This window comes from Streptosporangium subroseum, from assembly GCF_900188345.1.
Classification (GTDB): Bacteria; Actinomycetota; Actinomycetes; order Streptosporangiales; family Streptosporangiaceae; genus Streptosporangium; species Streptosporangium subroseum.
In genome coordinates this window covers 34401-54823 of sequence record NZ_FZOD01000039.1, presented here as the reverse complement: position 1 = coordinate 54823, position 20423 = coordinate 34401, and the positions used below count along the sequence as shown (strand labels likewise).

The following is a 20423-nucleotide window of genomic DNA, read 5'->3' as shown; positions in this document are numbered from 1 at the left end:
GAGGTTCTCCGTGATCCAGGAGCATCGTTATGTCATAGTCGGCGCGGGTCCGGCCGGGTTGCAGATCGGCTACTTCCTGCAGGAGCGGGGTGCCGACTATCTGATCGTGGAGCGGAAGCATTCCGCCGGAGACTTCTTCAGCCGGTTCCCCCGGCACCGCAGGCTGATCTCGCTCAACAAGGTGCACACCCTGTCGGACGACCCGGAGATCCGGCTCCGCTGGGACTGGAACTCTCTGCTGAGCGACGACCCGTCGCTGCTGTTCCCGCAGTACAGCGACGACTACTTCCCCTCCCCCGACGACCTGCGACGCTATCTCCACGACTTCCACACCACCCACGACCTGCGCATCGCCTTCGGCGTCGGGGTCGACCGGGTGGCCAAGGAGGAGGACGGGTTCCGGCTGGAGACGGCCGCCGGCCCCGAACTCCGGGCCGAGTGCCTGATCTGGGCGGGCGGGTGGGGCGCGCCAAACATTCCTGACATCCCCGGCATCGAGTACGCCGAGGGATACGAGGACATGAGCGTCGACCCCGAGCAGTTCCGCGGCAAGAGGGTGTTGATCCTCGGCAAGGGCAACTCCGCGTTCGAGACGGCCCACGAGCTCATCAGCCACGCGTCGATGATCCACCTGGCCAGCCCCCGGCCGGTCCAGCTGGCCTGGAACACCCGGCGCCCCGGGGACGTGCACGGCATGTTCGGCGCGCTGTTCGACAGCTACCAGTTCAAGGCGCTCCACGCGGTGCTGGACTGCACGGTCGACCGGATCGCGTTCGACGGTGAGACCTACACCGTCGACATCACCTACAGCCACGCCGACGGCGAGACCGCGACGCTGGAATACGACGCGGTCCTGCGCTGCACCGGCTTCCGGATGCACACCGAGATGTTCGCCGACGGCCTGAAGATGGCTCCCTGCGGGAAGTTGCCCGAGATACGGGCGGACTGGGAGTCGGCCAACCTCGACAACCTCTACTTCGCGGGCACGTTGATGCAGGCCCGCGACCTGAATCGGGCGTCCTCCGCGTTCATCGAGGGCTTCCGCTACAACCTGCGGACGATGGATCGCCTGCTCGCCGAACGCTACGACGGCATACGGCTCACGCACACCACCGTCTCCCTCGACGAGCTGACCGGGGCGATCCTCGACCGGCTCAACAGGAGTTCGGCCCTGTGGACCCAGTGCCAGTATTTGATCGACGCGCTGGTGGTCACCGACGGAGGCGTCGAGCGCTACGAGGAGCTGCCTGAGGACTACGCGGTCGAGCGCTTCGGAGACGTGATCACTGTGGGCCTGCGCTGGGGTGAGAACACGTATCCGGTCGAACGCCACCCGGTGCCGTCACGGGCAGCCGAGAGCGCCTTCATCCACCCGGTGATCCGCGTCTTCAGAGGCGGCGTGCTCACCGAGGAGCTGCATCTCCTTGAGGACCTCCTCGCCGAGTGGCGCCACCCCGACCGGCACGTGGCACCGCTGGAGGAGTTCCTGCGGCGGTTGCTGCCCCGCTGAGAAACTCCTCCCGGCCGCACCGCCGAGGTCCTCGCCCGGTGCGGCCGCGGTGAGGTCAGCTCCGGGCGGCGACCGCCTCGGCGAGCGGTTCGCGGGGTTCCTGTCCGAGGCGCTTCTGGATGGTCTGGAAACCGACCAGGTCATCCGGGAGCGCGTCCGGCACGTCCACGTCGAACCGCGACAGCGTCCGGGTCCGCATGGCGACCAGCGCCGTGACGGCGATGGCGACCGCGAACAGGACGTACATCAGGCCGACGCCCCGTCCCTCCCCCGTTCCGAGCACGAGGCCGACGGTGCCGGCGAGGGGGCCGTCCGGCGCGAGCAGCGGCTCGAACAGCGCGCTGCCGTACGGAGCGACCAGGCCGAAGCCGATCGGCAGGGTGGACCAGGCGACCAGGGTGTTGAGCGCGATGACCCGGCCGTGGAAGCGCTGGGGCACCTTGACCTGGACGATCGTGGCGTAGACGCCGTTGAGCATGGTCAGCCAGAACGACATCCCGAAGGCGCCGATCGCGATCAGGAGCAGGTTCTGCTGGAGGCCCGTGATCAGGCAGAAAACGCTGAGGAGAAGGGTGGAGATCATGACACCGTGCAGCCGCCGGCGCCGGGGCCCGCCCCAGACGGTCATGGCGAGGCCGCCGAGGAAGACCCCGAGACCTCCGGCGAACGCGATCCTGCCGACGTCCTCCAGCGTGGCGAAGCCCAGGACCAGCGGCGAGATGAGCAGGAACAGCGGGGACAGGAAGATGTTCAGCACCGCGAAGAAGAACAGCATGCCGCGGAAGCCCCGGTTGCCCCAGGAGAACTTCCAGCCCTCGACCATCTCGGCGACCAGGGTCTCCCTGCGCTTCCACCCCATGCTCTTCGGGAAGCGGACGAAGAGCAGCACGATGATCGCGAAGGCGTAGGAGCCGACGTCCAGGACGAGGATGCCCTCCAGCCCGATCGCCGCCATCAGACCGACCGCGATCAGCGGGACGACCAGCTGGGCGGTGCCGGTGACCATCTGCACCACCCCGTTGGCGTGACCGAGGAAACGCTTGGGGACCAGCTGCGGGAGGGAGGAGTTGTAGGCGAGGCGCTGGAAGGTCAGCGCGACCGACAGCAGGACCAGAAGCGGGTAGATGTGCCAGGTCTGGAGATTTCCGGTCCACAGCAGGACCCCGAGGGCCAGCTGGGTGCCGAACGCGCCGATGTCCCCGGCGAGCATGACCCTGCGCCGGTCGTAGCGGTCGACGAGGGCACCCGCGATGGGGGACACCAGCATGCCGGGGACCAGCGCGAGGACCGAGAACAGGGCGAACCTGGCGAGCGAGCCGGTGTTGATGTAGATCCACAGCGGGACGGCGAACTCGGTCAGCGACGACCCGATGATCGAGACGAGCTGCCCCGCCGCCACGGTGGCGAACCGTTTCATGCTCGGCTGTGGACCGGACCGCGCCGGAGGATCCGTGGCGGTACGGGGCCCCGCCGGTGGGGCGCCGTCCGTGCCCGAATCGGCGAGGACGGGCGCGGAGTGCCCGTCGGCTCCGTCCGGCCCGTGACCTGATCCGTTCCGCGCCGCGTCCTGAAGGACGGACCCGTTCAGCACCACGTCCTGGGTGGCGGACCCGTTCCGCGTCACGTCATGAGGGGCGGATCCGTTCCGCGCCGCCGTATCCAGAGCGGAGGCGGGTTGTGTGAGCGCGGGGTGGGCGGAGCCGCCCTGGGCGGAACGGTTCTGGGTGGAGACGCCTTCGAGCCACCAGGTGGACCGGTCGGTACGGTCCAGCCCGGCGGTGTCGCCGGAGGCGATGGCCAGGTGGGTGCCGGTGACGATGGTGGCGAGTTCCCCGGCCCGATACTTCAGGAAGAAGTGACCCGCCTCGTCCAGCACGACCACGGCGGTGGAGTCCGTCAGGAGATGCCACTCGCGGTAGCGCTCCTGGTAGAACTCGGTGGCCGGATCACGCTCACCCGCCACGGAGATGATCGGCGCGTTGAGCGGTTCGATCCCCTCCTCGAAGAGGCGGGTGAAGTAGCGTTCCGCCTCCTTCGTGCCCTTGCGGCGATTGTCGATCATCAACGCGAGCTGGTCGCGTTCGAGGTCCTCCACGTCGAGGCCGGCGGCCTGCAGGGCGTTGGCCCAGATCTGGTCGCTGCGGAGGCGGTCGGTCAGGTTCGAGAGCCAGGTCAGCACCGAGGCGGGCCGGGCGAAGGGGAAGATGCCCCCGAGATAGATGGCCTCGACCGGACGGCCCGCCGCCTCAAGCCGACGGGCGATCTCCACGGTCAGCATGACGCCGAGCCCGCAGTGCCCGTACAGCGCGAGCGGGCCCTTGATCCCCTGCAGGATCTCCTCCACGCAGCCCTGCGCGACCTCGGCCACGGGCCGGGTCTCCTCGATCAGCCCCATCTCCTGACCGGGGACGGCGACCGCGTGCAGCGCCCAGCCCGCGGGCATGGTGTCGGCCAGCGGCTGGTAGATGGCCGCGCTGCCGCCGCCGTACGGCACGCAGACCAGGGTCGAGGTGGCGGTGCGTGCCGGGGTGAGCCGGTGCAGGAACATGCGCGGCCCGTTGTCGCCCGTCTCAATGAGCTCCGCGAGCTCGCGAACGGTCTTCTGCTTGAACAGGTCCAGGATGGTCACCTGGCGCCCGCCCGCGGGGATGATTTTCCGCATACGGGCGACGACCTGGGCGGCGAGCAGCGAATGTCCGCCCAGGTCGAAGAAGTCGTCCAGCACGCCGACCTGGGCCAGACCGAGCACCTTCGCCCACACCGCCGCGATCGCCTCTTCGAGCGGCGTCCCCGGCGGGACGAATCCGGCCTGCTGATCCGGCCGCTCCTCGTCGGGCTCGGGCAGCCTGGCCCGGTCGACCTTGCCGTGCGACTTCAGGGGCAGCTCGTCCAGCCAGACGAACCGTCCGGGGATCATGTATTCGGGAAGCCGTTCGCCGAGCCGCGTCCGCAGCTCGCTCACACTGATCCGGTCCCCGACCAGATATCCGATCAGCCGGTCCTTGCGCAGCTCGACGACGGCGTACGCGATCCCGGGCTGGTCGGTGAGCACCGACTCGATCTCCGGCAACTCCACCCGGTAGCCCCTGACCTTCACCTGAAGGTCTCGGCGGCCGAGGAAGCACAGGTCGCCGGAGGGCAGCCAGCGGCCGAGGTCGCCGGTCCTGTACATGCGCGCGCCGGGCTCGCCGTACGGGTCGGGCAGGAACCTGTCGGCCGTCAGTCCGGGGCGGCCGAGGTATCCCCGGGCGAGCCGGTCGCCACCGAGGTAGATCTCGCCCGTCATGCCGGGCGGGACCAGCCGCAGGTGCTCGTCCAGCACGTAGACCCCGGCTCCGGGCAGCGGCCTGCCGATCGGCAGGTTCAACGCCCGTTCCTCCTCCCCCGTGACGGCGTACGTGGAGATGCCGACCGTGGCCTCGGTGGGGCCGTAGTGGTTGACCACCGTGGTGTGCGCGGCCAGCTCCCGGGCCCAGCTCCAGGTGGACGCCTCGCCGCCGAGGATGAGGAGCTTGCGCGGGAGCAGCTCGGCCGCGTCCACCCCGGTGAGCAGCGAGGCGAGGTGGGACGGGGTCATCTTCAGGTAGTCGGTACGGCTCAGCTGCCCGGCGAGCTCCTCGGCCGGGGTCTGCGGATCGACCAGGTGCAGCTCGCCGCCGGTCATGAGCGACAGGTAGAAGATCGTCACCCCGAAGTCGAACGAGAGCGACTGCAGCAGCGTGTAGACCGCCGCGGGCTCGACCTCGAACCGCTCCCTGACCCCGGCCAGGTAGTTCAGCACCTGCCGGTGCTGCACCCCGACGCCCTTCGGCCGCCCGGTCGTGCCCGAGGTGTAGATCACGTACGCCAGGTGGTCGGGTGAGACCTCGGGGCGCTCGAACCCGGTCTCGTCCAGCGCCTCGGAGTCCAGGCAGATCACCGGCGCGTCGGGAACCAGGTCGCGCAGGGCGGAGGTGGTGAGGACGGCGACGGCTCCGGCGTCGCCGAGCATGTACGCCAGGCGGTCGCGGGGCTGCTTGGGGTCGAGGGGCACGTAGGCGCCACCGGCCTTCATGACGCCGATGACGGCCGCCGCGAGGTCGGTCGACTGCTCCAGGAAGACGCCGACCCTGGTGTCGGGGCCCACGCCGTACCGGTTCCTCAGCAGGGCGGCGATCCGGGTGGAGCGCTCGTCGAGTTCGGCGTACGTCAGCGAACCGCCGTGCGCCGTGGACGCCGTACCAGAGCTCACGGAGCCGCCGCGCGCCGTGGACGCCGCGCCGGATCTCGCGGAGGCTCCGCGCACCGCGGGCACCGCGTCCGGGGCCAGCGCGTCACCGCAGACCACGGCCGTCGCGCCGGGGGTCAGCGCGGCCTGGGCGGTGACGAGGTCGTGGAGCAGATCGTGTCCGGCCGGCTGGGGGGCGGGGCCGGCGCCGAAGCCCAGGACCAGGTCCCGCTCGTCGCCGGACATCAGCGACAGCTCTCCCACCCGCGTCCGCGGAGCCGCCACTATCGAGCGCAGCAGCGTCTCGAACCGGGACGCCAGCAGTTCCACGGTCTCCCGGTCGAACAGGGCGGTGCTGTAGGTGATGTCGCCGAACAGCCCGTCCGGGCTCTCGAACAGATACAGGCCGAGGTCGTGGCGGGTGGTCCTGGCCGGGAGCCCGACGTAGGACACGCGCCCGTCCTCTTCGCCCGCCTTGAAGTTCTGCAGTGCGAACATGACCTGTGCGAGCGGGGAGCGGCTCACGTCGCGGACCACGTTCAGCTCGCCGACCAGCTGGTCGAACGGGAGCTCCCGGTGCGCGAGGGCGTCCAGCGCGGCCTCGCGCGTGCGGGCCAGGAACGTGTCGAACGACGGGTCGTCCGCCAGGTCCGCGCGCATGACCAGCGTGTTGACGAACATGCCGACGACGCCGTCCAGCTCGGGCAATCCCCGGCCCGCGGTCGGGGATCCGACCGCGAAGTCCTGCTGCCCCGAGTAGCGGGCCAGCAGGACCTGGAAGGCGGCCATCAACGTCATGTACGGCGTGGCACCGGCCGTCGCGCCCAGCTCGGTCAGCCGACGGGTGAGGTCGGCGTCGAGACGGACACCGACGGCGGCCCCCTCGTGGCGCTGCTCGGCGGGGCGCGGCCGGTCGGTGGGCAGTTCGAGGGCGGGCAGCCCGGCGAGCCGGTCACGCCAGTAGTCGAGCTCACGGCGGTGGTCACGGCCCCGCTGCCAGATGGCGTAGTCGCCGTAGCCGACCGGGGCGGGCGGCGGGGTCCTGCCGTCGTGCAGGGCGAGCAGTTCACGGATGATCACATCGCTGGACCAGCCGTCGGTGACGCTGTGATGGGCGGCGATGAGGAGCACGTGGTCGGCGGGCGCGAGCCGTACCAGCACCGTCCGGAAGAGCGGGCCCCGCTCCAGGTCGAACGGGGTGGCGAGGTCCGCGTCGAACAGCTCGATCACGGCGTCCAGGTCCGGCGCCTCGGTGACGCGGAACTCGGCGGGCCGGGGCTCGTCGATGACAAGCTCGGGGGTGCCGTCCTCGGTGGTGAGGAACCGCATCCGCAGGGCCTCGTGGCGCGTGACGATCTCGTCCAGCGCCCGGCGCAGCGCGTCGGCGTCCAGGTCGCCGCTCAGGCGCACCGCGACGGGAACCGTGTAGGTGGTGGTACCCGGCCGGTACTGCTCCATGAACCACAGGCGTTCCTGGGCGTGGGACAGGGGCGGGGTCGTGCCGGGGTCCCGGACCGTGATGGCCTGGGACTCGCCCCGGCGCCGGAGTCGCTGCGCGAGCAGTGCCCGCTTGGCGTCCGAGAGGGTTGTCTCCGTCATGACTTCAGCTCGATCCGGAGTTCGGTGAGGAAGCGCGAGGCGTCCCTGCCATTGATCAGTCGGTGGTCGTAGGCGAGGCCGATGTTCGCGACGGTCCTCGCCGTCACGGCGCCGTCCTCGCCGAGGACGAGCTCCTGCTGCGGCGAGGTGATCGCGAGCGCGCAGACCGTCCCGGGGAAGATGAAGGGGATCGCGAGGATGACGTCGGCGTCGGTGTGCAGGGTGACGGCGATGTTGGCGCCGGCGAGGTCCTTCTCCCGGAAGTCGCCCTCGGTGGCGGCCAGCCGGTAGCGCATGAGCGTGTCGGCGATGCTCCGGAGCGATCCGGTGTCATGGACGACCGGCACGTAGAGACCCTCGCCCATGTCGAACGTGACGCCGACGCGCGGAGCCTCCGCGGGCCGCGCCACGTCCCCGTCGATCGAGGCGAAGAACAGCGGGAACGCCGGATGCAGCCCGGCCACGGCCTGGACGAACAGCTCCGCGAGCCCGACCGGCCTGCGAACCTCCCTGGTCAGTCCCCTGGCTCGTTCCAGCAACGGCCCGACCTCGAACTTCATCAGCGTGTAGGCGGCGGGAATCGTGTCGTGCGAGACGGTGACGGCGCGCGCGACGGCTCGCTGCACCCTGGAGAGCCGGTGCGTACCCGCCGCGTCGCCGGCGGCGGCCGGGGCTTCGGTGCGGGTGATGGCCGGGACGTGGGTACGGCGGTGGGGAACCGGTCGCCGAGACCGGGCGACCGGGGCTCCGGGGCGGCCGGCGGGGGATCCCGTGTGACCGGCTCCGGTGCGGCGGGTTGCCAGGGCCTCCACATCGGAACGGCGGATGACACGCAGGCCCAGGGCCACGACCTCGTCGTGGGAGACGCCGAGCTCCTCCATGGCCGCGCGGGCGAGGTCGGTGACAACCGGCTGAACGGCCGGCTGGATGTCCGGTGCGGCGGTCTTGGAGGTCCCGCTCTCGGGAACCGCGCCCTGAGGAACCGCGGCCCCGATGACCCCGGCCTCAGAGACCGTGCGCTCAGGAATCGCGGCGTCGAGGATCGTGTTCTCGGGAACCGCGCGCTCAGGAACCGCAGCCCCGAGGACCGCGGTCCCGGGAACCGTGCTCGCGGGAACCGTGCTCTCCGGTGCGGCGAGGATTGTGGCGGCCGATCCGGCTGTCGGGGCCGGGACTTCGGGGAAGGCGAGCGGCGGGGTCGCCTCGGGGGTGACGCGGGCCAGGACCGCGCCGGGAGCGATCCAGGTGTTGAGCGCGGCGGCGTGGTGGAGGTAGCCGGACTCCTCCGCCTCCAGCTCGTCCGCCGCCTTGGAGGTCTCCAGGACGGCGACCGGGTCTCCCGCGCCGACGGACATGCCGTCCTCGACGAGCCACTGGACGATCAGATACTCGGTGTCGTTGTTGTTGAGCTTGGGGACGCGGATGTCAGCCACGCAGGGCCTCCCGTACGGCGTGGTGAATCGTGGACTCCCCCACCAGCACCTGACTTTCGAGATGCGCGGCGGTGGGGATCACCTCGGCCCGGGAGTGGACGAGGCGGACGGGCCGGCGCAGACGGTCCCAGAGGCGGTCGTGGAGGAGGTGCGCGACCTCGCTGCCCCAGGTGCCGCCGGCCGTGCTCTCCTCGGCGACCAGGACGACGTCCCCGAGGAACGGCATCAACTTCTCGACGTCCAGCGGGTAGAGCCGGGAGGGCACCAGCAGCCGGCAGGAGATCTCCTGCTCCACCAGCAGGGAGCGCATCGCGGCCAGTGCCCGGTGTGCCATCCCGCCGGGAGCGATGATCACGCAGTCGGGGTAGTCGTCCGCGTCGTGGAGCTCGACCACGGCCAGGTCGTCGTCACCGCTCACCTGGAACAGCGGGTCCACCAGGTCCATCTGCCGGGTGTAGAGGACCTTGTCCTCGAAGAACACGCACGGCTCGCCCCGCTCCAGCATCGACGCGAACACCGCGCGGTTGTCGTGGAAGGGGGACATCTCGTACAGCGACAGCCCCGGCATGCCGACGAAGTGCTTCTGCAGGCTCTGGCTGTGCGTGGGACCGTAGCCCCGGCCGCCGCCGGTCGGGCAGCGCACCACCATCCGCAGCGGCAGCCGCCTGCCGTACATCGACACCGACTTGCTCGCGAAGTTGCAGAGCTGGTCGAAGGCGAGCGCCACGAAGTCGCCGAACATGATCTCGGCTACCGCCGTGTTGCCGGTCAGTGCCAGGCCGGCCGCGACGCCGGTCAGGGCGCCCTCACTGATCGGGGTGCCGATCACGCGGCCGGGGAAACGGGTGGACAGGCCCTTGGTGACCTTGAATGCGCCGCCGTACGGGTCGAGGATGTCCTCGCCGAGCATGTAGGCGGTCGGGTCGTCGTCCAGCAGCCCGTGCAGGGCCGCGTTGAGGTTCTCGGCTACGCGCACGATTCCTCCCGGCGGGAGAGCGGGCGCGCGGCGACCTCGTCGGCGATGCCCTGGACCTGGGCTTTCACCATTCCATCGAGCCGGTGGAACTGCTCGGGGTGGTCGTGGGCGTAGCGGCCGTACCAGTCGTTGTCCCTGGCCGCCTGTACGGCGCCGGCCGGGCGGACGTCGTCGCCCTTGCTGTGCGGGCCGAGCCGGTGGGTCACGAACTCGACCACCAGCGGCCGGCCCTCCCGCACCTCCGCGACGAGGGGTTCGAGCGAGAGCCGGATGTCGTTGACGTCGGTGGAGACGACCAGGTGGTGCCGGATGCCGAACGCCGCCGCCCGGCCGGCCACCGTACCCGCCATCTGCGACGTGGTCGGCGTGGACTGGGCGATGCCGTTGTTCTCCACCACGACCAGCAGCGGAAGCCGCCAGAGCGCGGCGAGGTTCAGCGCCTCGTAGACCGCGCCCTCGCCCCAGGTGCCGTCGCCGATGTAGACGCAGGCGATCGCGCCGGGCTCGGCCCGCTTGAGGTGGAGCGCGACCCCGGCGGCGACCGGCATGCTCTCCCCCTGCACGCCGGTGGACAGGTAGCGGTCCCGGTGGATGTGCTGGCTGCCGCCGACGCCGCCGCAGACCGCGCCCTCCCTGCCCATGATCTCCGCGAGCAGCCCGTGCGGGTCGCGGAACCTGGACAGGTAGTGGCCGTGGCCGCGGTGGTTGCTGAAGACGTGATCGCCCTCGCCGAGCAGCGGGCGCAGCGCGACCGGGACGTACTCCTGGCCGAGGCAGGTGTGCGTGGTGCCGTTGAGATCGCCCCTGCCGTACAGCTCCAGGAGCTTGAGCTCGAAATGCCGGACGAGCAGCAGGAGCTCCAGGTCGTCGTCTCCGAGGCGGGAGAGACGGAGCCCGTCGAGGATCTCAGTCACCGTCGGTGCCGGTGGGGTCGTTGCCGGTCTCGTCGGCGAGGGAGTCCACGACCCCGGCGATCGTCGGGTTGTCGAAGAAGTCGTCCAGCGAGACCTCGACGTCCAGGCGCTTGCGCATGCGGGCGATGATCTGGGTGATGGTCAGGGAGTGACCACCCAGATCGAAGATGTCGTCGTGGTCCTCGATCGGCGAGATGCCCAGGACTTCCTCCCAGATCTCACGTACCTGGTCGGTCAGCGTGGTGACGGAAGCCATCTCGTTCTCCAGAAGTTCGTTCAGTCGCTGGTCGGGATCGTGAATAGCGCGTTCCAGAAGGAGACACAGGTCGGTCGCCACCCTCGCGGCGCCGGGAACGGCCTCCGGGTCGTGGCGCAGGCCGACCTCCAGCCCGCCGGGGCCGTCGACGCACTGCAGGTGCAACGCGCCGCGGACCGCGTGGTTGGAGACCGTCCACTCCACCGAGGCGTCGAGCCCGGTGAAGACCGGGTCGGGGTCGTGGCGGGTGCGGTAGCTGACGGAGACGGGGACCAGCGCGGCGTGCGGCCGGATGCGGGGCATCGCGCGAGACAGCGGCACCTGCCGGAACCGGTAGACCTCGCGGAGTTCGGCGCGGAGGGTGGTGGCGAACGCGCGGAAGGTCGTCTCGGGGGACGGGCTGGAGGCGACGGGGAGCTCGTTGACGAACAGGCCGATGTGGCCCGCCGCCTCGGAGGGCCGGGTGGACAGATCGACGGCGGTGGTCACCTCGGCGTTGCCGTATCCGAGGAGGCAGACGTGCAGCGCGGCCAGCAGCACCTCGAACCGGGTCAGTCCGGGGATCGACGGGTCGGCGGTGAACCGCACCACCCGGCCCTCGCCCGCTCGCCGGGACCGCAGCGACTGTCCGAGGACGAGGGTCTCGCCCGGATCGCGCCACCTGGGCTTCCAGAACTCCCTGGCGGCCGGGAGCATGGAGGTCACCCGGTCGCGCTCGGCTCTGCCGTGGTCGACGGCGTGCAGCGGGGGTGGCGGCTCACCGTTGTAGAGGGCGGCGAGGTCGCGTACCAGGATGTCCTTGGACTGGCCGTCGAAGACCAGGTGATGCGCGACGAAGAGGAGCAGGTGCCGTTCCTGGTCGATCTCGAAGAGGGTGAACCTGGCGAGCGGGCCCTTCTCCAGGTCGAACTCGCGCAGGATCTCCTCCCGCACGGCCGCGTGCACTCCCTGCTCCGCCGCCGTGCGCACGTCCTGTTCCACGGCGTGCACGTCCTGTGCCGTGTGCACGTCCTGCGCTGTGTGCGTGCCCGACGCGTGCACGTCCTGCGCCGCACGCATGTCCTGTGCCGCACGCGTGCCCGACGCGTGCACGTCCCGCGCCGACGTATGCCGTACGGGAACCTGGGCGCCGGGCACCAGCCGCAGCCCGTTGTCCACCTCCGTCACCACGCTGCCCAGCATCGGGTGCCGGTCCACCACCGCCGCGCAGGCCGCCAGCAGCGCCCCGACGTCCAGCTCGCCGTTCAGGTGGACGATGAGCGGCATGTGGTAGGCGGTCCCCACGCTCACGTTCTGCTCGGTGACCCACATTCCCTGCTGGGTGAAGGTGACCTCCGCTCCCTGTCCGGCGAACGCGGCCTCGGCCATCACGCGTTCTCCGTCGCCCGGCGCAGGGCCCGCTTGTCGACCTTGCCTCCGTCGTTGCGGGGCAGGGTGTCGACCGTGACGACGTGCGCGGGCAGCTCGTACGGGGCCAGCCGGTCCATGAGGAAGAGCCGCAGCTCCTCGGGCGCGAGAGGAACCCTGGTGACCAGGGCGACGGAGACGACCGTTCCGAGCACGGGGTGCGGAACCCCGAACGCCGCGGCCTCGATCACGGCCGGGTGCTGGTAGACGGCTTCCTCGACGTGGATCGTGGAGACCTTGTAGGCGCCGGACTTCACCACGTCGCTCTCGCGGTCGACGAGATAGAGGTAGCCCTCGGCGTCGATGCGGCCCAGGTCGCCCATGCGCACCCAGCCGTTGCGGAAGGTCCCGCTCTCCGGGTCGCCGTAGTAGGCGCGCGGTGCCGCCGGGGACCGCATCCAGACCTCGCCGGTCTCCCCCGCGGCCAGCGGCTCGCCCTCGGCCGTGGCGATCCTGACCCGTCCCCCGGCCACCGGACGGCCGACGCTTCCCGGCCGGTCCGGATCGAACATCATGATCGTCTGAGCCGGGGCGGCCTCGGTCGAGGTGTAGTAGTTGGTGATCGTCGCGTTGGGGAAGGCCTTGGTCAGCGCCTGGGCGACGGCGGAGGGCAGGGGCGCGGCGGCCGAGCCGAGCAGCAGGACGTCGGACAGGTCGTGCCGCTCCCCCACGCCCGCCTTCATCAGTTCGATGGCCATCGCGGGGACGAGGAAGACCGTCCCCGCGCGGTAGGACTCGATCAGCGCGGCGAAGCGGCTGGGAGTGAAGCGCGGCAGCGTCACCACGGCCGGGTGCGCGTCGAGCGCGTTGATCAGCATCGTCTGCCCGGCGTTGGTGCCGATCGGGAAGGCGTGGACGAGGTGCGTGGAATGCGCGAACGGACGGCGCTTGGCACCGCAGCCGTAGGCCAGATTGGCATGAGTGGCCGAAACTCCCTTGGGACGGCCCGTGGTGCCCGAGGTGTAGAGGATCTGCGCGAGATCTCCGGGCTCGGGATCCTTGAGGTGCGCGGACTCGACGTCCCTGAGATCTCCGAATCTGAAAGTTACATGCCCCTCGGACTCGGAACCCGTGGACCGCTCGGACCCGGAAACCGTGAGATCTCCGGGTCCGGGAGGAGCTGGATCGGCCGTCTCATAGGACGTTTCGGCATGCAGATCGGCGACCGTCGCGCTCCAGCCGATCTCGGGCACGGTGAGCCCGCCGGCGTGGATCACTCCGGTCGCGCGGCAGTTTTCCAACATGAAGCGCAGGTCAGCCGCGGCGAGGCGATCCGACAGCGGTACGGCCACGGCTCCCGACGTCAGCACCCCGCAGAACGCCACGGCGTAGTTCACCCAGTCCGCGCCTCCGAACACCAGGCCCACTCGGTCGCCTCTGGTCACACCGCGCGCGACCAGGCTGTTGGCGAGCGCGGTGGATCGCTCATGCCATTGGCCGTAGGTGAGCGGCGCCGAACCGTGAACGATCAGCGCGACCCCGTCGGGGTCGATGAGGGCTCGTTCTCTGAGCAACTGGGGGACGGTCAGGTTCACCAAGTGAACCTCCATAAAGGTCGGATGTATATGAGCTCAACACGTACAAGCGGTAGAGTCATAACAGGAAACAATCTTTACTATTTTAGGCCAAGGTTCAGTCTTACATGATCGCCTTGGCCTCGCAAGCCCCTCGCAGAGGCATGAAAGGGCGGCGAAACCACTGGTTGGACCGGTCTTGCGCCCTCGGCGCGGAGGTGTAACACTGACCCCCCAGCGCACTAACTGGAAGGTTTCTTTCCAGAAACAACCCTTCCAAATCCCCGCTTGATTCGGCGAAACTGACGCAGAACGGATTTTCGCGCGCCAGCTTTCGCCGCCATTTCGCAAATAACGAGCCCGCGGTCGACGAAGGAGCTCTGCGTGTTCAAGCCGGAGATCATTTCTCCCCGCCAGCCGGCGGCCGAGTACCCGCTGTCCTACGGCCAGCAGCGGTTGTGGTTTCTTCACCGGTTCGACCCGAGCGACCCCAGCTACAACACCTCCTATGTTTACACGTTGAAAGGTCGTCTTGACACGGTCGCGCTGGAGGCCGCGTTCACCGCCGTGGCGGCGCGGCACGAGAGCCTGCGGACCCGGTTCCGCGAGGTGGCCGGAGAGCCCCTGGCGATCGTCGACCCACCCTCGCCGGTGACCCTGGAGCGGCTGACGGCTCCGGGCGAGAAGGAGGCCTTCGCCCTGGTCTCCACGCTCACCAACGCCGCCTTCGACCTGGCGGCCGCGCCTCCGTTCCGGGTGTCGCTCATCGAGATCGGTCCCGACGAGCATGTGCTCTGCGTCGTCCTGCACCACATCAACGGCGACGGCTGGTCGCTGAACATCCTCCGCACCGAGGTCGCCGCCCACTACGGGAGCCGGGGCACCGCGCCACTGCCCGACCTCCCGTTGCAGTACGGCGAGCACACGCGCCTCCTCCACGCGTCGGGCTCCGAACTCCGCGAGCTCCAGTGGTGGGCCGGACAGCTGGCCGGGGTGCCTTCCCTCGAACTGCCCACCGACCGGCCGCGTCCCGCCCAGCGAACCAGCGCGGGCAGCGAGGTCGAGTTCCAGATCGACGCCGACCTGGCCGCCGCGGTCGGCGCCCTCGGCCGCCGCACCCGCTGCACGCCGTACATGGTGCTGCTCTCCGCCTACCAGGTCCTGCTGGCCCGGCACACCGGCCAGACCGACTTCTGCGTGGGCACCCCGTCGGCCGGCCGCGGGAGCACCGAGCTCGAAACCATGATCGGTTTCCTCTCGACCACGCTGGTCCTCCGCTGCGACCTGTCCGGCGATCCCACCTTCGGCGACCTGCTCAAGCGCACCCGCAAGGTCGTGCTGAACGCGCTCTCCCGGCAGGACGTCCCCTTCGAGCGCCTCGTGGCCGAGCTCGACATGGAGCGGGATCTCAGCCGCACCCCGCTGTTCCAGACGCTGTTCGCCTTCCACACCCACGGCGACGCGACCGATCCCCTGCCCGGAGTCGACGCCGAGCCCTTCCCCAACGGCTGGTTCCCCGCTCGGCTCGACCTGTCGATGGATCTCACCCCGATCGACGACGGCCGGCTGTTCGGCACCGTCATCTACAGCACCGACCTGTTCGACCGCGAGACCGTCGAGCGGCTGGTCGACCGGTTCAAGGAGCTGCTCGCGGCCGTCGTGGCGGATTCCGAGGCGCGTGTGGGATCTCTGCGAATAATGCCGGACACGGAGCTCGGGCTGCTGGAGCGGTGGAACGAGACAGAGGCCGAGCTGCCGGAGGTGACGCTGGTCGACCTGCTGCTCGAACAGGCCGCGGCGACTCCGGACGCGGTGGCGGCGGGCACGCTGACCTATGCCGAGCTGGCCGGACTGGCCGCGGAGCTCGCCGGGCGGCTGGCCTCCGCGGGGATCGGCCGCGGCTCCCTCGTCGCGATCCAGATGGAACGCGGCACGGACATGCTCGTCGCGCTGCTGGGCGTGGCGATGAGCGGTGCGGCGTACCTCCCCGTCGACCCCGACTACCCGCGGGCCCGCGTCTCGTACGTGATCGGGGACTCCGGGGCCGCGCTGGTCCTGACCAGCCTGGACGACCTCCCCCCGGTCCCCGGGACACCCGAGCAACCCCGCCCGGACGACCTCCTCCCGAAGACCGGGGCACCCGAGCGACCTGACCTGGAGGATCTTCTCCTGGGGGCCGGGGGACCCGCGCGGCCCCGCCCGGACGACACGGCCTACGTGCTCTACACCTCGGGGTCCACCGGGAGGCCCAAGGGCGTGGTGGTGTCCCATCGCGCGCTGACCAACTTCCTGCTCGCGATGCGGACCCTGGTCGGATCCTCGCCCCGGGACGTGTGGCTGGCGCTGACCTCGCTGTCGTTCGACATCTCCGCCCTGGAGCTGTACCTGCCGCTGGTGACGGGCGGGCGGGTGGTCGTCGCCGACGCGGAGACGGCACGCGACGGCGTACGGCTCGCGCGCCTGGTCCGGGACGAGGGCGTGACCCATGTTCAGGCGACCCCGTCGGGGTGGCGGGTCCTGCTCACCGGGGACCTGCCCCACGTGGTGGGCCTGACCGGCGGCGAGCCGCTGCCTCCCCGGTTCGCGCGCGAGCTGCGGCCCCGGGTCGACCGGCTCGTCAACGTCTACGGCCCGACCGAGACCACGATCTGGTCCACGGCCTGGGACGTCCCCGAGAATCCCGGCGAGATTGTCATCGGCCGCCCGATCGCCAACACCACCGTCCACGTTCTTGACCCCGCCGGTCATCCCTGCCCGATCGGTGTGCCGGGCGAGCTGCTCATCGGCGGCGCGGGAGTCGCCGACGGCTACCTCGGACGCCCGGCCCTGACCGCCGAACGCTTCGTCCCCGGCCCCGCCGGCTCGCGGGTCTACCGCACGGGAGACCGCGCACGCCATCGGAACGACGGCACCCTGGAGTTCCTCGGCCGGACCGACAACCAGGTCAAGCTCCGGGGTCACCGCATCGAGCTCGGCGAGATCGAGGCCGTGCTGGACGCCCATCCCGGCGTACGGCAGGCGGTGGTCGCCGTACGCGGAGACCGGCTGGTGGCCTTCGCCGTACCGATTGCGACTCCCCCGGCCGAGGGACTGCTCGACGAGCTCAGGGAACACGCCGGGCGCGAGCTGCCCGGCTACATGGTGCCCAGCGTGTTCGTCGCGGTGGAGGCCCTGCCGCTGACGCCGAACGGGAAGATCGACCGAAACGCCCTCCCGGAGGCGAGCGCGGGGCCCGAGCGGAGCGTGACCCCGCCCCGGACCCCGGGCGAGCGGCTGGTCGCACAGGTCTTCACCGAGGTGCTCGGAGAGGCGCTCGGGGGGGCCGAGGTCGGAGCACACGACGATTTCTTCACGCTCGGCGGGCACTCCCTGCTGGCCACCATGGTCACCGCACGGCTCACCGCGCTGTCCGGGGTGGAGATCCCGGTCCGGGAGGTGTTCCTGCGTCCGACGGCCGCCGGGCTGGCGGAGCTGATCGCCGGCACGGAAGGCGGCGAGAAGGACGGACCACGGCCACGGCCGGAGGGAGTGATCCCGCCGCTCTCCTACGGACAGGAACGGCTCTGGTTCCTCAACCGGCTCGACCCGGACGACGCCTCCTACAACATGTGCCTGGTCAGGCGGCTGCGAGGACCGCTGGACCGCGATGCCCTCGGCAGGGCGCTGGACGGTACGGTCGCCCGCCACGAGAGTCTGCGCACCCGGTTCCCCGAGGTGGACGGCGCACCGGTCGTGGTCATCGACCCGCCGGGCCCGGTGGCCGTCGAGGAGACGACCGCCGCGGATGAGGCTGAGGCGCTGGAACGCGTCGCGTCCCTGACCAACACCCCCTTCGGCCTGGCCTCCCGGCCGCCCCTGCGCGTCACCCTGATCAGGATCGCCGAGGACGACCACGTCCTGTGCGTCACGCTCCACCACATCCTCGGCGACGGCTGGTCGCTCAACCTCATCGTCGACGAGCTGTCGCACCTCTACTCGGGCCGGGACGCACTGCCCCCGCTGCCGCTCCAGTTCGGTGACGTCGCCCGCTGGCAGCGCGAGCGCGACACCGGCGACCTGCTCGGTTACTGGCGGGGCATGCTCGCCGATCCCACCCCGCTGGACCTGCCGGTCGACCGGCCGCGCGTCGCCGGGACCTCCAGGCGAGGCGACGTGGCGACGATCCGGCTGGCCGCGGGCGAGGTCGCCGCCCTGAGCCGATTGGGCAGGGAGCACGGCGCCACGATGTTCATGGTCCTGCTCGCCGCCTACCAGGTCCTGCTGTCCCGGCACACCGGTCAGAGCGACATCCTGGTCGGCGCGGCCACCGCGGGCCGGGACCGGGTCCAGCTCGAACCGGTCGTCGGCTACCTCAGCGACACCCTGGTCCTGCGCGGCGACCTGTCGGCCGACCCCACCTTCTCCGGCCTGCTCCGGGAGACGCAGACCCGCGTCCTGGACGCCTTCTCCCACCAGGGCGTCCCGTTCGAGGAGCTGGTCACGGCGCTGAGGGTCGAACGCGACCTCACCCGGACCCCACTGTTCCAGACCATGATCATCCTTCATACCCAGGACTCCGGCCGCCCCCGCGACGCCTTCGCCGGGCTGACCACCACGGGCTTCGACCACGGCATGCGACAGGCCAAGCTCGAACTCATGCTGGAGGCCTGGCAGGACGAGCACGAGCTGGTGCTCACCTTCGTCTACGACACCGAGCTGTTCGACCGGGCCACGGTCGAGGCGATGGCCGCACGGTTCCGCCTGCTCCTCACCGCGCTGCCCGGGGCGTCCGGCGACCAGATCTCCCGGCTGCCGCTCCGCACCGCCGACGACGACGCGCTGCTCCTGTGCCTCTCGGAAGGCCCCGCGCAACCCGCGGCCACCGCCGTACAGGATCTGTTCGCGGCGACCGTACGGACCACGCCGGACGCGGTCGCGGTTGAGTGCGGGGACGCCGCGCTGACCTATGCCGAGTTGGACACCCGCGCGGACGAGCTGGCCGCGCTCCTTCGGGCGCGCGGCGTCGTACCCGGTGACGTGGTCGGCGTCTGCCTGAACCGGTCACCCGACGCCGTCGCCGCCCTGCTCGCGACCTGGCGGGCGGGAGCGGCCTACCTGCCGCTGGATCCGGAGCACCCCGCCGAGCGCCTCGCCTTCATGCTCGCCGACAGCGCCGCCTCCCTCGTCCTCACCTCGGCGGATCTGACCGGCCGCCTGCCCTCCACCACCCCGCTCGCACGCACGGCCGATGCGCCGACCGGCCGGACGCCCAGCCCTCCGAGCGGCGAGGTGGCGGTGCCGGGTGGTGAGGCCGCTTATGTGATCTACACCTCCGGGTCCACCGGCACGCCCAAGGGCGTCGTGGTCGAGCACCGCAACCTGGCCGCCCGCGTCGCGTGGATGCGCCAGGCGTACGGCCTGCACCCCGGCGACCGAGTGGTCCAGTTCGCCTCGCTCAGCTTCGACACCCACGCCGAGGAGATCTATCCGGCGCTGGCCGCCGGAGCCCGGCTGCGGCTCCTTCCCGACGGCGGCGTCACCCTGCCCGACCACCTCGACCGGGTCACCGTGCTCGACCTGCCCACGGCCTACTGGCACGCGCTGGTCGACGAGATCGACGAGATCGCCTGGCCTCCGGCCCTGCGCCTGGTGATCCTCGGCGGCGAGCAGGTGCACGAGGCCGCGGTGACCCGCTGGCGTGAGCGCTTCGGAGATCGGATCCGGCTGGTCAACACCTACGGCCCCACCGAGGCGACGATCATCGCCACGGCCGCCACGCTGGACGGCTCCCCCGGGCGGCAGCCGATCGGCACCCCGATCGGCGACACCCGGGTCCTGGTCCTGGACGACCGCGGTGAGCCCGTACCGCCCGGGGCCCCGGGCGAGCTGTGCATCGGCGGAGCCGGGGTGGCCCGCGGTTACCTCGGCAGGCCGGAGCTGACCGGCGAACGTTTCCCCCTTCTCGGCCGCGAACGGGTCTACCGGACCGGCGACCGGGCACGCTGGCGGGCCGACGGGCAGCTGGAGTTCCTCGGTCGCGAGGACGGCCAGGTCAAGGTCCGCGGTTTCCGGATCGAACTCGGCGAGATCGAGGCACGGCTCCTGGCCCACCCCGGCGTCGGCCAGGCGGCGGTGGCCGTACACCAGGAGACCCTGGTCGGCTACACCGTCGGCACGGCCGGAGGCGAGGAGCTGGCCAGGCACCTGACCGACGGCCTGCCCGCCTACATGGTCCCGGCGCACTGGGTGAGTCTCGACGTCCTGCCGCTGACATCGAACGGCAAGCTCGACCGGGCCGCGCTGCCCGCTCCCGTGACCGAGATCCGGGCGAAGACCGCTCCACGCGGCGACGCCGAGGAGTTGGTCGCCGACGTCTTCGGCGAGGTGCTGGGGATCGAGGGGATCGGCGCCTTCGACGACTTCTTCGCCCTGGGCGGGCACTCGCTGCTCGCCACCCGCGTCATCGCCAGGCTCCGTGCCGCCATCGAGGTGGACGTGCCGATCCGCGCGCTGTTCGCGCGGAGCACCGTGGCCGGGCTCGCGGTCACCGTGGAGGAGCTGCTCGTCGCCGAGCTGTCCGAACTGTCCGACGAAGAGGCCGTCCGCCTCATGGAAACGGGGAGCTGAA

8 protein-coding genes are annotated in these 20423 nt (G+C 70.8%); 2 read left to right on the top strand and 6 right to left on the bottom strand.

All coding sequences use genetic code 11. The features are described from left to right. Nucleotides 1–10 precede the first annotated feature (10 nt). Complete coding sequence (locus CHC08_RS30660) at nt 11–1510, top strand: NAD(P)-binding domain-containing protein (RefSeq protein WP_089210858.1); 1500 nt, start codon at nt 11–13, stop codon at nt 1508–1510. A gap of 55 nt (nt 1511–1565) precedes the next feature. Here CHC08_RS30660 and CHC08_RS30650 read toward each other — a convergent pair whose 3' ends face one another. Genes CHC08_RS30650 through CHC08_RS30625 form a run of 6 tightly spaced genes read right to left on the bottom strand, consistent with a single transcriptional unit; the run spans nt 1566 to nt 13837 of the window. Beyond that, nucleotides 1566–7316, bottom strand: a complete 5751-nt coding sequence (locus CHC08_RS30650) for a non-ribosomal peptide synthetase/MFS transporter (RefSeq protein ID WP_245878659.1) — start codon at nt 7314–7316, stop codon at nt 1566–1568. Further along, nucleotides 7313–8749, bottom strand: coding sequence for a 2-oxo acid dehydrogenase subunit E2 (locus CHC08_RS50855; protein ID WP_245878658.1), 1437 nt, complete (start codon nt 8747–8749; stop codon nt 7313–7315). The genes CHC08_RS30650 and CHC08_RS50855 overlap by 4 nt, the downstream gene beginning before the upstream one ends. After that, on the bottom strand, nt 8742–9725 hold the full coding sequence (locus CHC08_RS30640) for an alpha-ketoacid dehydrogenase subunit beta (protein WP_089210857.1): 984 nt from the start codon (nt 9723–9725) through the stop codon (nt 8742–8744). Before CHC08_RS30640 ends, CHC08_RS50855 begins: the two co-directional genes overlap by 8 nt. Beyond that, entirely contained in the window at nt 9716–10639 is a 924-nt protein-coding gene (locus CHC08_RS30635) for a thiamine pyrophosphate-dependent dehydrogenase E1 component subunit alpha (RefSeq protein WP_089210856.1), read from the bottom strand. The genes CHC08_RS30640 and CHC08_RS30635 overlap by 10 nt, the downstream gene beginning before the upstream one ends. After that, nucleotides 10632–12263: a condensation domain-containing protein gene (locus CHC08_RS30630; RefSeq protein ID WP_089210855.1), complete on the bottom strand. Its 1632-nt coding sequence runs from the start codon at nt 12261–12263 to the stop codon at nt 10632–10634. The genes CHC08_RS30635 and CHC08_RS30630 overlap by 8 nt, the downstream gene beginning before the upstream one ends. Continuing rightward, the gene (locus CHC08_RS30625; RefSeq protein WP_218825567.1) at nt 12263–13837 is read right to left on the bottom strand and encodes a class I adenylate-forming enzyme family protein; all 1575 of its coding nucleotides are present in this window, start codon (nt 13835–13837) and stop codon (nt 12263–12265) included. The genes CHC08_RS30630 and CHC08_RS30625 overlap by 1 nt, the downstream gene beginning before the upstream one ends. Nucleotides 13838–14200: 363 nt before the next feature. Here CHC08_RS30625 and CHC08_RS30620 point away from each other — a divergent pair, with 363 nt between their 5' ends. Beyond that, nucleotides 14201–20422, top strand: coding sequence for a non-ribosomal peptide synthetase (locus tag CHC08_RS30620; RefSeq protein ID WP_089210853.1), 6222 nt, complete (start codon nt 14201–14203; stop codon nt 20420–20422). Nucleotide 20423: the final 1 nt, after the last annotated feature.